The 15,190-nt window shown below is 40.7% G+C and carries 15 protein-coding genes; 8 read left to right on the forward strand and 7 right to left on the reverse strand.

Translation table 11 applies throughout. The features are described 5' to 3' along the window. Positions 1-2: 2 nt before the first annotated feature. From LXL81_RS01355 to LXL81_RS01375, 5 genes are all read right to left on the reverse strand, one after another. Positions 3-437, reverse strand: coding sequence for a cytochrome c (locus tag LXL81_RS01355; protein WP_234644906.1), 435 nt, complete (start codon positions 435-437; stop codon positions 3-5). Between the two features lie 39 nt (positions 438-476). Then, positions 477-2,204 (reverse strand): c-type cytochrome, encoded by a 1,728-nt coding sequence (locus LXL81_RS01360; RefSeq protein ID WP_234644907.1) that lies wholly within the window; start codon positions 2,202-2,204, stop codon positions 477-479. A gap of 84 nt (positions 2,205-2,288) precedes the next feature. Next, positions 2,289-2,840 (reverse strand): RidA family protein, encoded by a 552-nt coding sequence (locus LXL81_RS01365; protein WP_234644908.1) that lies wholly within the window; start codon positions 2,838-2,840, stop codon positions 2,289-2,291. A 37-nt stretch (positions 2,841-2,877) separates the two neighbouring features. Beyond that, a complete protein-coding gene (locus LXL81_RS01370) occupies positions 2,878-4,125 on the reverse strand; it encodes an amidohydrolase/deacetylase family metallohydrolase (RefSeq protein ID WP_234644909.1) in 1,248 nt (415 codons plus the stop codon). A gap of 43 nt (positions 4,126-4,168) precedes the next feature. Continuing rightward, complete coding sequence (locus LXL81_RS01375; protein WP_234644910.1) at positions 4,169-5,389, reverse strand: aminotransferase class V-fold PLP-dependent enzyme; 1,221 nt, start codon at positions 5,387-5,389, stop codon at positions 4,169-4,171. Between the two features lie 328 nt (positions 5,390-5,717). Here LXL81_RS01375 and LXL81_RS01380 point away from each other — a divergent pair, with 328 nt between their 5' ends. The 4 genes from LXL81_RS01380 (at position 5,718) to LXL81_RS01390 (ending at position 9,276) form a co-directional block, all read left to right on the forward strand. Then, positions 5,718-5,939, forward strand: coding sequence for a hypothetical protein (locus LXL81_RS01380; protein ID WP_234644911.1), 222 nt, complete (start codon positions 5,718-5,720; stop codon positions 5,937-5,939). An 86-nt stretch (positions 5,940-6,025) separates the two neighbouring features. Then, positions 6,026-8,515 carry a serine hydrolase gene (locus tag LXL81_RS01385; RefSeq protein ID WP_234644912.1) on the forward strand — a complete coding sequence of 830 codons (2,490 nt, stop codon included), beginning with the start codon at positions 6,026-6,028 and terminating at the stop codon, positions 8,513-8,515. A 167-nt stretch (positions 8,516-8,682) separates the two neighbouring features. Then, complete coding sequence (locus LXL81_RS29225) at positions 8,683-8,862, forward strand: type II toxin-antitoxin system HicA family toxin (protein ID WP_409013833.1); 180 nt, start codon at positions 8,683-8,685, stop codon at positions 8,860-8,862. Positions 8,863-8,880: 18 nt separating this feature from the next. Continuing rightward, positions 8,881-9,276, forward strand: coding sequence for a type II toxin-antitoxin system HicB family antitoxin (locus tag LXL81_RS01390; protein ID WP_234644913.1), 396 nt, complete (start codon positions 8,881-8,883; stop codon positions 9,274-9,276). A gap of 71 nt (positions 9,277-9,347) precedes the next feature. On the opposite strand, the gene LXL81_RS01395 is transcribed toward LXL81_RS01390, so the two are convergent. Both LXL81_RS01395 and LXL81_RS01400 read right to left on the reverse strand, forming a co-directional pair. After that, positions 9,348-10,454 carry a lactonase family protein gene (locus LXL81_RS01395; protein ID WP_234644914.1) on the reverse strand — a complete coding sequence of 369 codons (1,107 nt, stop codon included), beginning with the start codon at positions 10,452-10,454 and terminating at the stop codon, positions 9,348-9,350. Positions 10,455-10,479: 25 nt separating this feature from the next. Further along, positions 10,480-11,217 (reverse strand): carbohydrate-binding family 9-like protein, encoded by a 738-nt coding sequence (locus tag LXL81_RS01400; protein WP_234644915.1) that lies wholly within the window; start codon positions 11,215-11,217, stop codon positions 10,480-10,482. 300 nt (positions 11,218-11,517) lie between these two features. On the opposite strand from LXL81_RS01400, the gene LXL81_RS01405 reads away from it, so the two are divergent. The 4 genes from LXL81_RS01405 (at position 11,518) to LXL81_RS01420 (ending at position 15,112) form a co-directional block, all read left to right on the forward strand. Continuing rightward, entirely contained in the window at positions 11,518-11,748 is a 231-nt protein-coding gene (locus LXL81_RS01405) for a hypothetical protein (protein ID WP_234644916.1), read from the forward strand. 163 nt (positions 11,749-11,911) lie between these two features. Further along, the gene (locus LXL81_RS01410) at positions 11,912-13,444 is read left to right on the forward strand and encodes an MFS transporter (protein WP_234644917.1); all 1,533 of its coding nucleotides are present in this window, start codon (positions 11,912-11,914) and stop codon (positions 13,442-13,444) included. An 88-nt stretch (positions 13,445-13,532) separates the two neighbouring features. Further along, positions 13,533-13,784 carry a DUF6814 family protein gene (locus LXL81_RS01415; RefSeq protein WP_234644918.1) on the forward strand — a complete coding sequence of 84 codons (252 nt, stop codon included), beginning with the start codon at positions 13,533-13,535 and terminating at the stop codon, positions 13,782-13,784. A 143-nt stretch (positions 13,785-13,927) separates the two neighbouring features. Beyond that, a complete protein-coding gene (locus LXL81_RS01420) occupies positions 13,928-15,112 on the forward strand; it encodes an acetyl-CoA C-acyltransferase (protein WP_234644919.1) in 1,185 nt (394 codons plus the stop codon). Positions 15,113-15,190: the final 78 nt, after the last annotated feature.

A 15,190-nucleotide genomic window follows, 5' to 3' on the forward strand; every position in this document is an offset into this window, starting at 1 on the left:
TATTATTCGGTCACGGATAATTTTCTGAGGTAGGCTACCAGCTGCCATCTTTGTTCTGCTGTAAAAACATCCTGGAATGGTGGCATATTCCCTTTTCCGTTTGACAATTTCCAGAACAATGCGCCATTGGTTTGTTTTTTAACTAACGGATCATGGAAATTGGCGGGCTTCTGGCCCAATGCCCCGCCGGCCGCGCCGTCTCCATATCCGCTTTCGCCGTGACAGGATGCGCAGTATAAACCAAATAGTTCTTCTCCATTGGCCAGTGTAAGCGGCTCATCGTGATATGGGCTCACCAGCGTATCTGCCCAGGCCGGTGCAACCCAGCGATCCTGACTATAAGCCGGTTGGTTGCTTCCGGTGAAGGAAGACAAACTTACAGCCCCAATCCCTATACAGCATAGTAAACTTGCGGCAATCTTTTTGTTTAATATCATTTGAACGAATTATTTTTTTGTTTAGGAATTTGTTGTTTTCTAGTCAGCCAGCTTTAATGATTTACGTTCTTTTTTTATATCATCCGCGTCAATAGCCGACGAATTATTTCCAAAGCTCTGTCTGATAAAAGTTAATACTTCGGCGATCTCCTCATTTTTCAGAAAGCTGTGATTCGGCATAATGTTGTTGTAAGGCTTACCTTTTACTTCAATTTGCCCTTCCAGACCTTTTAACAACACAGCTATCAGTTTTTTCTTATCTCCATTCACCCATTCGGATCCTGCCAGTGGCGGGAATCTTTGTGAATCACCTTGTCCGTTTCGCTGGTGACAGGCGGCGCAATAAACACTGTAAACTTTTCCACCGGCAACAGGTTTGTCTTTATCAAGATTGTCATTTACAACATCCGGCGTGCGGATATGTGGCATGGTTTTTCTCTTTTCCATCTGTTCCAAAGATGCAGCAGCAAATTTTGATTTATCTCCTTTGTAGGTGACTTTCCAGATTTTTCCTTTTTCCGTTTCGGCAAAATAAAGGGAACCATCCGGCCCCATGGCAATGCCCATTGGCCGGTAAGAAGCATCGCTGGTATTAACTATTGGATCAACTCCTGCAAAACCATCAGCAAAAATATCCCAGCCACCAGAAGGCTGACCATTTGAAAAAGGCACAAAACCGATGATGTAACTTGCCTGCGGATAAGGTGCCCGGTTTGTTGAGCCGTGAAAAGCGATGAAAGCACCATTTTTATACCGGTCGGGGAATTGATTGCCCTGGTAAAAAAGAAGGTCATTCGGAGCCCAGTGACCTGGAAATCCGATCAGTGGTTTTTCATAAATGCCACAGTTTCCAACAATTTTACCATCACCGCCATATTCCGGACCTAATACTTTTTTCTGTTGGATCTGATCATAATAACAATACGGCCAGCCAACATTGGCACCTTCTTTTATCCTCACAAATTCTTCCGAAGGCAAAACCGCACTTTGCCAGGGCGAGTAAACACCGGCCCATAAACGCAATAAATCATCGCGTCCGTGCTGCAACAAGTATAAATTGTCATCCGCATTATTCCAGTCCATGGCTACAACACTCCGGATTCCGGTTGCGTAACGATAACCGTCTTTTTGTGTTTGATTCAATTTATTAGCATCAAAACGCCAGACTCCGCCGTGATCTTCCAAAAACGGACAGGGCGTCATACCGGCAGAGCTTGGCATACGGAATAATTCTTCGCAGGCATTGGAAGGTGCTCCAAAAGGAATGTACATATTCCCCTTATTATCAAAAGAAATCGGTTTTGCGATGTGTTCATGCATGCCGTGCGCGTGATCGTCGGTCATGATGATTTCTTCTTTTCCTTCCGGAATCAGTTTACCCGGCGTAAGCTTTTGGCGATAAACGATCAGTTCTGAACTGTAATAAATGTAGCCGTTATGAATCCGGACGCCGGTTCCGTAGCCATGTTCCTTTTTAGAACCACCAAAACTTTTGACGATATCTGCACGACCATCGTTGTTTGTATCACGCAGGGCAATCACTGATTCGTTTTTATTGGCAAACCGCGCTTTGACATAAATATCACCGTTACCATTTACGGCAATATGCCTTGCACGACCGGGAAGGCTGTCAACGACAACGACGGCCTCAAAGCCGTCGGGTAAAAAAAGTCCTCCGTTTTTCGAATTGACGACGTCGGGCTGAGGTCTGGTTACAAATCCTGTAACCAGAATAATAAGGAAAGAGGAAGCAATTTTCAAGTTCACGATCGACGGGTTTAGGAATGCCGGGGATAGTTTTTAGCATTTAGCCATTTGCTTTAAGCTTATGGCCAGGAGGTGCTTTGGATCCTATTTCAATTCTACGATCATTTCGATTTCTACCGGGATATTGCCTGGAAGAGATCCCATCCCTACTGCTGAACGTGCGTGTTTTCCATTTTCTCCAAATATTTCAACCAGCAGATCTGAACAGCCGTTGATCACCATCGGATGCTGGCCAAAATCAGGACCGGCGTTAACCATACCAAGAAGTTTTACAATTCTTTTTACTTTGTTTAAATCACCGCCAAGAAAACCTTTAAGCGTTGAAACCAGGGAAATGCCTGTTAAACGGGCCGCTTCTTTTGCCTGTTCAATCGTCAAATCTGTTCCGACTTTACCGATTATTTGTCCACCTTCCGGCTTGTCCGGGCCATGTCCCGATAGGTAAACAAGATTTCCAACCTGAACCGCTTTTACATAATTGGCAATCGGTGCAACTGGTTTGATCAGTTTAATGTTTTTTTCTTTTATGCGTGCTTCATAATCTGTGACTGTTTGCGCGAAAGAGGAAATAGTGAAAATTGAGCAGAAAAATAATAAAATCAGCGTTGGGAATAGAGCGTTAGAGGTCTTTTTCATGTAGAGATTTGATAGTTCAGTGAGGTTGATAATATTTCTATTTTGCTGTCTGCATTGTCAGTCCGTTCAGGTCATAGACGATTTTTCCACCCATGATCGTCATTTCGCATTCCAGCTTTTGCTTGCCTTCCATCTTGTAACCCGTCCTGTCATAAAATCCGAATTTTCCTTCACGGATGGAGAAAATTGCAATGTCGGCAATCGCATTTTCAGAAAGATGACCAAGATTTTCGCGTTTTATAACCTGTGCAGGTGCCCAGGTACTTTCCTTGATAACGGTCGGCAGATCCACACCCATCACAAGGAATTTTGACATGATACTCAACATATCTTTCATAGAAGAATTCATGCTGCCCGTATGCAAGTCGGTACTGATCGTGTTCGGGTAAAATCCGGCGTTGATAGCAGGAATGGCCTGGGAATAATTGAAACTTGCGCCGCCATAACCGACATCGAAAATAATCCCTTTTTTTCGTGCTTCAAGCGCAAAGGGTTTTACTTTCCCGGTTTTTTCGTCAACAATGGTTTCCCTCACATTTCCTTCCAGATTGGTTAAGGCATGCGTAAAAATATCTCCCGGACGAAGATATTTTGTGAATAGCGTTTCAAGAGAAAGGGGAGGATTGTTACCCCCGAAATCGATCATAACCGGCATATTGGCCAATTTCCCTGCTTCCACAACGCGTTCAATGGGTTTCCAGTCGGCACCCACAAAATGGGCAACTTTAAATCCAACAACATCATTTTTGTTTTTCAAGGCAACCGCTGCGGCCATGTGCGCATCCATATCGCTGGTATCCTGCTCATATTTACCGCCCCGCATACCAGCGCCAACGATGTTCATGAAAGATAAAACACGCGTTTTGGAATTCAGAATTATGTTCTTTTTGAACTCAGGAAAAGATTCCCAGCCCGCGCCGCCAGCGTCTACAATGGTGGTAACGCCAACCCGGAAAGTAAAACCATCAGGAGGCAGTGCCACCAGGCCATTACTCAAATAATGGTCTGGCTGGGTACCAAAAAATACGTGACCGTGAATATCAATGAGTCCGGGCGTGACATACATGCCCTTTGCATCCACAACTTTTGCAGCTTCTTTTGGGTTAATGTCCTTCGCTACTTTTTTTATTTTCCCCTCAAAAATCCCGATATCCATGATCTGGTTGAGATTATTTTTCGGGTCGATAACCGTGCCGCCTTTTATGAGGACGCTGTAAGTCTGGGCGTTAGCAATAAAGCAATTAATACAAATCAGATAAAAAATCAGTAAGGATTTATGTTTCATATCACGAATCAGGGCTTAGGGAGATAGTTTGTTAAAGTCAGGATTAAACCGCTGCCTTTGACAATTCTTCTTTTAATCTTGCTGCAACAATCTTTTCCTCGCCTGATTTTAACATCCACGAAGTAATGGTTAACGAACTTCCATCGGCCGGCATAATTTCAATGGACGGATTTCCGTTGCGAAGGTTTTCCTGTAATGTTTTCACCGGAAGATTCAGTTTTGTCAGATCCCAGGATACTTTTAAAGTCGGTGTATGATTTCCGAGTTCCGGAACGAAAGTTTCAACGTTGACACCTTTTACACTTTTTGCAGCATTACTGATCAGCGCGATGCGGTCTTCCCACATTTTCCACTCTTTTTTATGATCCATTTTCACGAAGTTATCCAGCGCAACATACATGCCCAGGATTTCTTCCTTATTCACTTTCATACCGCGTCCAATCGTGGAGCCACGTGGAGGCATACTTAACCTTGCCGCTTCTATCAGATTCTTTTTACCCATCAAAATACCTGCACTTTGCGGTCCGCGCATTGCTTTTCCACCTGAAACACAAACCAGATCAAAGCCCATATCGTTAAATTTCCAAAGGTTTTCAACCGGAGGAACATCCGCAGCCATATCAATCATTGTTGGAATTCCTTTGCTTTTCGCAATTTCAATCCACTTTTCATGTTTGATCTGTCCTTTATCCGACTGGATATTAAGAAACCACATCAAAGCTGTTTTTTCATTGATCGCTTTTTCAAGATCTTCCAATGTTTCAACAGAAATAATCGTGCAGCCAGTATTCGTCAAAGCATGTGAATAACCAATATTATGGCCTTTCTGAATAATCACTTCGGACTTCATTCCCGTACCTTCAAGATGCGGTAAAGCTTCAACTTTTTTAGGGTCCATGCCGGTCAGAACACCAGCCAGTCCAAGCGTCAATGCAGAAAAGCAACCGGCAGTTACTACCGCTGCTTCTGCGTGTGTAAGTGCGGCAATTTTTTCACCAACTTTGGTTTGTACTTCATCAAGGATCATGAATTCTTTGGAAGCTCCCTGGATTGTTTCCACAACTTCGTCCTGCATTAAGGAGCCAGTCATGAATGTGTAGGTACCCGCTGCGTTAATAAAAGTTCGGATGCCCAGTTCTTTTGCCAGATTTCTTACCGGAAGTTTTGCAGTAAAGCTTAAAGGATCAAGGCTAGATTGTCCCAAAATTCCACCAAGAAGAGGAAAAGTGGATAGATGTTTGATTAAATCTCTGCGGTTTAGCATAATGTAGATTTGACTGGATTAAGATGTTTAGGATAGGTCAAAATCAATTTGACAGATGAACAAATAAAGGATGCAGTAAATATCAAACTATACCCTTTTTGATGCAATTATTTTTTTCGATTGTCGAAATTATAAAAATATAGTTTGGTGTTAGGTGATTTTGGTAAATTTTTATTTTGAGGGCGAAAGTAATATTTATTGGCTATGAATTTTTAATTCCCTGGTCATTATCAGATACTTATTGCGAGAGATTATACACTCACTTCCGACTTATGGACAGTTTACGATTTTAAATGTATCTTTGTTTAAGTAACTCAAATTGAAAATCATGGTAACAGTAGTCGGGACATATCAAAATGGTTATGTGAAATTGGATAATGATTTTCCTTCGGACAATCCTGTTAAGGTTATAGTTACATTTTTAGAGAATGTGGAAATTAAATCGGATAAAGGCTTGTCACTATCTGATTTCTCTTTTTCAAAAAGTCAGAAAAATCTTGAAAATTATCAGGGATCATTTAGTGATGCTGTGATTGAGGAAAGAAGTTAAAAATACCATAGTTGAAATCATTTCTGAACGTTCCTATAAATTAGCAGCTGATTGCTATCAACCCAACAGCTCCTTAAATACCGGTTATGAAAAAATTTCTTCTATTTCTCATTTTCTTACCCTTTCTCACCCAAGCCCAAATCACCCAGAAAGCCCAAAAAATAGATTCTCTTCTTAATTATTTACAAGAACGGGATTTGTTTAATGGCACTGTTTTGATCGGAAATAAAGGAAAGATTGTTTTCAAAAAAGCGTACGGAATAACAAACACATCAGATAATAAACTGCTGACAACCGCATCGGCATTTAATCTTGCTTCGGTTTCCAAGCAGTTTTATACGATGATGGCGATGATTTTGAAAGAACAGGGGAAATTGAATTTTGATGATAAGGTAAACCGATATCTGCCTGAATTTCCTTATGATAATATTACAGTTCGCCAGCTCATGAATCACACTTCGGGCTTACCAGAATATTTTGATTTTGCCCAGAATAATATGGGGCTACTGGATACACTTACGAATGAATCTCTGCTGGAATTGATAGCCAATAAAAAGCCGGAAGTTGTTTTTCAGCCGGGAGAGAAGTTTGAATATTGTAATACCAATTATACAACACTGGCATCGATCATCGAAAAAATTTCTGGTATTCCGGCTGACCGGTTTTTTAAAAAAAATATTGCTGATCCTTTGAAAATGACTAATTCCTATGTCTACACATTGAAAATGAAAACCTATCCGCCGAGTCGTGTTTTTGGTTTTAAGGTGGAGGGCGGGAAAAAAGTTTTGAATGATCTGGTGCGGTTTGATGGTGTGGTGGGTGATGGAAATATTTACTCAACCGTTGAAGATCTGTACAAATGGGACCAGGCTTTTTATACCGAAAAGCTGGTGAAAAAAGCTACTTTCCAGGAAGCTATTACTTCCGGAAAACTGAATAACGGGAAGGAAACTGGTTATGGTTTTGGCTGGTTTATTACCAAGGCAGGTGAGATTGTACAGCATTCCGGAGGCTGGGTTGGTTTTAATACGATGATTGTCAGGCATATTAATACGAATGAAACACTGATCATTCTTGACAATTCCGGAAATTATCGGGCTGCCGGATTGGCTACCAGTCTTTTTGAAGTAAGAGAAATCAAAGTGCCGTTAACTACTCTAATTAGTAATGTAAACCTTATCGACGGAACAGGAACGGCAGGCAGAAAAGTGGGTGTGAGACTAATTGATGCAAAGATTCGTGACATTGGTGATCTGACCGCTTTTAAAAATGAAGAAGTAATTGATGGAAAAGGAAAAATACTGGCTCCCGGTTTTATCGACAGCCATAGTCACCATGACCGCGGACTGCAAGATAATCCGGAATCACTTTCTACAATCAGTCAGGGAATAACGACGATTGTGGTGGGACAGGATGGTGGCGGGATTCCTGTTCACAGCATTTTAGCACGATTGAAAAATAAACCGGTTAGCACAAATCTGGCAACGTATACCGGCCATGGTATGATGCGGTCGATGGTGATGGGAAAGAAATTGTTTCGTACTTCAAAGCCGTCTGAACTCGATACTATGAAAAGTATTTTAAGCCGGGAACTGGATAAAGGTTCGCTGGGTTTGGCAACGGGACTGGAATATGAAGATGCATTTTATTCTAACCGTGATGAATTAGTGGATCTGGCAAAAGTTGCAGCGTCAAAAGGCGGAAGATATATAAGTCATATCCGCAGTGAAGATATGAATCTGGAAGAGTCGCTGGACGAAATTATTCAGATTGGAAAAAGGGCAAAAATTCCGGTACAGATTTCACATATGAAGATTGCCATGGTCAGTAAGTGGGGGAAGTCTCATGATATTCTGGCTCAACTCGCCGAAGCAAGAGCGGAAGGTGTGAACATTACAGCAGATGTTTATCCTTACCAAATGTGGATGTCCACACCACGGGTTTTGTTTCCAAAAAAGGATTTTAACAACGAAGAAAGCGCCATTTTTGCCACCAAGCAATTATTTGATCCTGCGCAATCGTACATAACCAATTTTTCTGCCAATAAAGCTTACGAAGGAAAAACGGTAACTGAAATTGGGCAAATGAATCAGGAAAGCCCGGCCAAAGCATTGATGCGCATTGTGCGTGAGGCTGATGAAAAAGACGGATCTTCGGTAATTGCTGCAACGTCAATGTCCGAAGAGGATGTGATTAATTTCCTGGCCTGGCCAAACAGCAGCATTTGTTCAGACGGAAGTGTAGGCGGGCATCCACGCGGCCATGGTTCTTTCCCACGTGTGTTAGGAAAGTACGTAAGAGAGCAAAAAATTATGTCGCTTGAAACTGCCATTTATAAAATGACAGGCCTGGCGGCGGAAAATACGGGAATCAAAAACAGAGGTATCGTTACACCAGATTACTACGCAGATCTGGTTTTGTTTGATCCTGAAACAGTAAAAGATAATGCTACAATTGCTAATCCAATGGCATTATCAGACGGGATTTTGATGGTTTGGGTGAATGGGAAAGTGGTTTTTAAGGATGGGAAAGCCACGAAGGTTTTTTCCGGGAAGTTTGTGAAGAGAGGGGAGTAGGGGATAGAATTTCTGGATTTGAGAAGCATTATTTAATCAATAATAAGCTCAGTTTTCATGATATTATGTGAGAAGAGCTGCTGCATTATCATTATGTTTTTTGTTGAAAGGTATATTATTGTATATCTTTGTAAATATACATACACTATTTAATCGTTATCATAATAATGAAATCCTCCGAATTTCACAGGTATATCAGGCGTAATGGTTGGGTACATATACGAACAAATGGTAGTCATTATATTTATGAGAAGAATGGACGGAGATATCCAGTCCCATTTCATGGATCAAATGAAATTTATGAGGGATTGAGAAAGAAGATTGTAAAAGATTTAGGTTTAAAATAATCGATACATATTAAAATCATGAAAAAAATTAAAATCATAATTGCCAGAGGAAAGGATGATTATGCAGCCTATGCTGAAAACGTGGAAAAGATTTACGGGATAGGAGATACTATTCAGGAGGCAAAAATGTCAGCCCTAAATTGTATTGATATTGTTAAAACATTTTCTCCGGATAACATTCCAGCTGCCTTGAAAGGTGATTACGAAATTGTTTGGAAATTTGATGTTGAGAGCTTGTTAGCGTATTATAAAGGTATTTTCAATCAAACAGGAATTGCGAAACTGACCGGAATTAATGAGAAACAGTTAAATCATTATGCTTCCGGACTTAAAAAACCTCGTCAGGCTCAGGTTAAAAAAATTGAAGCTGCCTTGCATCGCCTTGGATCAGAATTGCTTGCAGTAGAATTGTAATATTTTCAACCAAAAACCCGCTGACCAGAATATAAAATCAGATCAGCGGGTTTATTATTATCAAATTTTTTCTACTTCAAAAATAACTGCTTCACACAAACCGGTGTTGGAATACTAATTTCCTTCTCAGTATAAGTTAACAAACCAGTTGTCACATTTCTTTTAAAGAAAACAACATTATTATTATCACGGTTGGTAACAATTACCAATTCTCCTTTCGCATCAACCATAAAATTACGTGGATGTTTTCCATGCGTTTCCGGAAATCCGACGGTTGTCAACTTTCCGGTTTTTGCATCTACGGCATATACTACAAGACTTTCATGACCACGGTTAGAAGCATAAAGGAATTTTCCATCCGGCGAAAAATGAATATCAGCGGCAAAACTTTTTCCTTTAAAATCTTCCGGCAGCATGCTCACACGTTCGATCGGAACCAGTGCCCCGGTATTTTTTACAATTTGGAAGCCATTAACAACTGAATGTAATTCACAGGCCGAATACCCGAAATTTCCATTGGGATGAATGGCAAAATGGCGGGGACCGTCGCCTTCCTTCACTTCTGCATAAGGCACTGCACCAGGTGTAAGTTTGCCGGTTTTCTGATCAACAGAATAAATCATTATGCGGTCAATGCCGAGATCAGAAGCATAAATAAATTTACCATCTGCTGAAGGAATTACCGAGTGCATATGCGGTTTTTGATTAGCTGAGCCCTTATCCTGAATCTGATCTGCCAGTTCGCCAATACTTCCGTCTTCATTTAACAAATAAACAGCCAGCAAACCGCTGCCATAATTGGAAACATAAATAAACCGTCCTTTGGGATCCACACTCACATGACATGGGCCTTTGCCAACAGATGATTTTTCATTAATCGGCGTAAGTTTGGCCGTTGTCTGGTCAATTTTATAGGATGATATCGTGCTATTATCTTCGTTTGCTGAATAAAGGAATTTTTTATTTGGGTGAAATTCCAAAAACGACGGGCTGTTTTTATTGGTCAAAACCTGCAATTCCTTGAACGACATTTTACTTCTGTCAAATTCATAAACATAAATTCCTTCGCCTTTTTGGGTATAAGTACCGATATAAAGAATTTCTCTGGGTGCAGGTTTTTGGGCAAATGTCATGGTTGCTGCGATTAGACAGATAAAAGTAAGAACGGTTTGTTTCATGGTTTAGTAATTATTTGATAAGCGTTTATTCAAAAATGAGTGTACCGAATTTCTTGAAATCATGGAAACTTCCGCTGGTTTTCTGCCAGGAATAATAAGCGGTTTCGGTGTCGTCATAATCAATACGGTAAAAATTTCCTTTCCATTGTGTACCAGATTTTGGTGTTGTAGGGATTATTGGGTTCATAAGCGCATATGGAATAAAAAATTCCGCTTTCCAGCCCTCTACTGCAGCCATGCTCTTCTTTTGTCCTAATGCGCTGGTTTCGTGCTGTACTTTATTTCGCTCGTCATAATGCCAGGGTTTCCAGCCGGTATTTCCACCTTTGAGATTTGGTACCAGAATCGCAAGTTCATAGTTCAATGGAGAAACTTCGTATTCCAGATAAATAGGAATAGCAGTATCCGGCCATAAAAAAACCTCCACAACATCTTCTTTAAACAAAAGCCCGAAATCTTCCAGGATCGTTGAAGTCAGTCTCTTATCTGTACAGTCGAAAAGAAAATATATCCCTTTTTCAGAATACATAATTTTGGCTTTCGTAGGAAATTGTTTGCCGGGTTTCGTTTGTTTTGGACCATTTTGGACCGTTATATCAAACCAGCTTGCACTCGCCCAGTTTGCCGCCGAACCTTCACCATTGACTTTAAAGTCGCTGGTCTTTTTGATAATAAGTGTGGAATCTCCTGAGCCGGCAATAACGGAGTTCTGATAAAAAACTCCGGCCGTCAATATAAACAGGAGTGCGATTTTTTGTAACATTTTTATGTGGTTTAGGAGATTCAGGAAACAGAAATCCGTTTGGATCAATGCAGGGCGGCAATTTCATGAGGTTTTTAGATAATACCAAATCTTAGTGTTATTTATGGTTCAAATAGTAAACTGACCTATCCTGATCAGGTTCTTAATAATATAGCCGTGGAAAATCCATGCGTTCATCTTCTACAAAAACGGATATTTCTCTACAATTAATTACAGATTAAGTTAGAAAAGCAACAGGTATGATTATTTAAAAATTGATATCAGAATAAGTTTAGTAGTCAACTTTTAAACTGAATGATCATGATATCGAAAAGAAAAGATCCGGAAATTATAGATACTAGTAAGTCATTGTTGGAACCGCCGGTTTATTCAGATAAGACGAGTGGTAAAACGCTTGGGACAGATTTGCCAAGTGAAAACCCTGATCTGTTGAGGGAAGATTATAGTGTTGATGATGTGACCAACAAAGCAGAAGATGAAACTGTGGTCGATTTGGAAAACGACGATGATGATGACGATTTAGACAGATAGCAGGCAATAAAGAGATTAAAATTTTAGGAGCCTTCCAATTCAATTGGAAGGCTTTTTATTTTATTATGAGTATTGAACCTGCATTTATGCCTTATCCTGCTAATTAATCATTTGCCGTATCAGGCAAGCCATCTCACGTTCAATACTTATTTTTTGCTGATCAATGAGTACACCCAAAGACAATGTTACACAAAGCATCACAAAAGTGATTGCAGCTTCCTCGCTCGGGACGTTAATTGAATGGTATGATTTCTACATTTTTGGAAGTCTGGCGGTGATTATCGGTCATCAACTTTTTCCAAGTGATGCCGGGGCGTCGGCGCTGATCAACACACTGGCTATTTTTGCTGCCGGATTTATTGTCCGGCCATTTGGCGCATTGGTTTTTGGTCGTTTGGGTGATCTGATCGGGAGAAAATATACATTTTTACTAACGCTCGTTTTAATGGGCGGCTCCACTTTTTTGATCGGGTTAATTCCTTCCTATTCCAGTATCGGATACGCTGCACCTATTTTGGTTTTGATTTTAAGACTTGTTCAGGGTTTGGCACTTGGTGGTGAATATGGAGGTGCGGCAACGTATGTGGCAGAACATGCACCGGCAGGAAAAAGAGGATTTTTTACAAGCTGGATACAGACCACCGCGACGCTGGGATTATTCCTCTCGCTGGGTGTTATCGTGGCCACAAAAAATATTCTTGGAGCGCCTGCTTTCGCGGATTGGGGCTGGCGGATACCGTTTTTGCTTTCCATTTTATTGGTAGGCGTTTCGATTTATATCCGGATGAAAATGCATGAATCGCCGGTATTTTCAAAATTGAAAGCGGAAGGAAAGATTTCGGCAAATCCATTAAAAGAAAGCTTCCAGAAAAAGGCCAATTTTAAAATGGTATTGCTCGCTCTTTTCGGTGCGACAATGGGGCAGGGTGTGATCTGGTATACAGGTCAGTTTTATGCCCAGTCTTTTTTGGAAAATACCTGCAAACTGGATTTCAACGAATCCCGATATATTCTGCTTTGGGCGATTCTGTTCGCAACGCCATTTTTTGTAATCTTCGGTTCATGGAGTGATAAAGTGGGAAGAAAATGGATTATGCTTTCCGGAATGTTGCTCGGGATTGTATTTTACCGTCCGATTTATCAATATTTTATTGATGCAACAAATGTCGGTGAATTTCAAAAAACGGAATTGAAATCAACATCGGTTCCGGTGATTACCAGGGAGTTTTTGGCAGAAAAATCAGATTCTGTAATTACTACAACGACCTTGAAAACGTTGAATAATGGAAGTACTTTCAAGGAAATAAAAGCAGTTACGCTTCACGCAGATGAAACAATGCAGCCAACTGAAAAGATTTCTTACACCGACGTAACACTGCCAAATAGCACGTTTTGGATCATTGTTGCCCTGGTATTTTTCCAGGTACTTTTGGTTACAATGGTCTATGGGCCCATCGCCGCTTTTCTGGTAGAATTGTTTCCAACACAGATCCGATATACTTCCATGTCACTTCCTTACCATATCGGAAATGGTGTTTTTGGGGGTTTGGTGCCGTTTATCGCGACACTGGTAGCGTCCTTTCAGGGCTCTACACCTTTGTCAGGATTGTGGTATCCGATCGGAATTGCTTCTTTATCTTTTGTTATCGGTGCTGTTTATATCAACAATAAAGGTGACCGGGATGTAACTGATTAAGCTTTCGGCGGTCGGCTATCGGATGGTAAGAATCCGGAGATTTGTGCTTGATAAAAACATTGTAAACAGCTATTATTGAACAAAAGATATGAATACTTTAAAAAGAGTTTTAGGAGTTGTCTGGATCATTCTGGGACCGACAATTATTTTGTTTTTATTTATGCAGGCTGCTGAAAAAATTGCGGCGGCAGCGGTTGGAATAGCCCGGACGAATACAACTTTACAATGGTCGATTATCATCATCATATTTATCCCGATTTGTGCCGGACTGATGATTTTTGGCTACTACGGATTAAAGGGAGAATATGACCGGCTACCAGAGCGTTCGGATGAACTTTGAAAATGTTTAAACCAAAATAAAGAACAGTTAAAAGAATAAAAACTTCTTCATTTCAGGACAGGTTCCTTATATTTATTGTTACAGAGATGAAAGTCTGGCAATAAACTTTGATTTGATATAACAAGTCAACAAAACCAAAAACCATGAAAGAAGACGTTTTTATTCTTGCTGCCGCCCGCACACCGATCGGTAGTTTTGGCGGGTCATTATCCTCCGTTCCCGCCACCCGCCTCGGAGCTGCTGCAATCCGGGGCGCATTGGAAAAATCTAAAATTGACCCGGCCTCTGTGCAGGAAGTATATATGGGAAATGTTATTTCATCCAATCTTGGACAAGCTCCTGCGCGTCAGGCCGCTATTTTCTCAGGTTTAGCTACTGACGTTATTTGCACGACAGTAAATAAAGTTTGTGCTTCCGGCATGAAAGCAGTTATGCTTGCTGCCCAGTCCATTCAGCTGGGCGATGCAGAAGTTGTCGTCGCGGGCGGTATGGAAAATATGTCTCAAATCCCTTATTATTTACCAAAAGCACGGACTGGATATGGTTATGGAAACGGGGAAATTATTGACGGATTGGTAAAAGATGGTCTGACGGATGTATATAACCAAAGTGCGATGGGACTTTGTGGAGATAAAACAGCTTTAAAATATAGTATTTCAAGAGAAGAGCAGGATGAATTTGCGATCCGTTCTTATAAATTAAGTGCAGATTCAACGGAAAAAGGATATTTCAAAAACGAAATTGTACCTGTTGAAATAGTTCCCCCAAAAGGTGGAGCTTCGACTTTTGTAGAAGAGGATGAGGAATTTAAAAAGGTCAAATTTGAAAAAATCCCGTCTTTAAAACCAGTTTTCTCGGCTGATGGAACAGTTACCGCAGCTAATGCTTCTACCATTAACGACGGCGCAGCAGCATTGGTTTTAGCCAATTCGGGTACGGTTTTGAAAATGGGTTTAAAACCTATTGCGAAAATTGTTGCCTATGCAGATGCAGAGCAGGATCCGGCCTGGTTCACGACTACACCGGTTTTGGCAACGCACAAAGTTTTGAAGAAGGCAGGGCTATCGGTTTCAGATATTGATTATTTTGAAATTAACGAGGCATTTGCGGTAGTTCCCCTGTATTATATAAAAGAACTTGAACTTGATCAGGAAAAGGTAAATGTCTTCGGTGGCGGCGTTTCACTTGGACATCCTTTGGGTGCTTCCGGTGCCAGAATTATTACTACTTTACTTTCTGTTTTGGAACAAAAAAACGGACGATATGGTCTTGCCGCAATTTGTAATGGAGGTGGAGGAGCATCAGCGATTATAGTCGAGAGACTATAATTATTACCAAAAACATTGTTGCCAAGAATACACAAATTGACACGAATGATTTTAAAAATATTTGTGAAAATTCGTGTA

This window comes from Dyadobacter sp. CY356, assembly GCF_021440195.1.
GTDB lineage: Bacteria > Bacteroidota > Bacteroidia > Cytophagales > Spirosomataceae > Dyadobacter.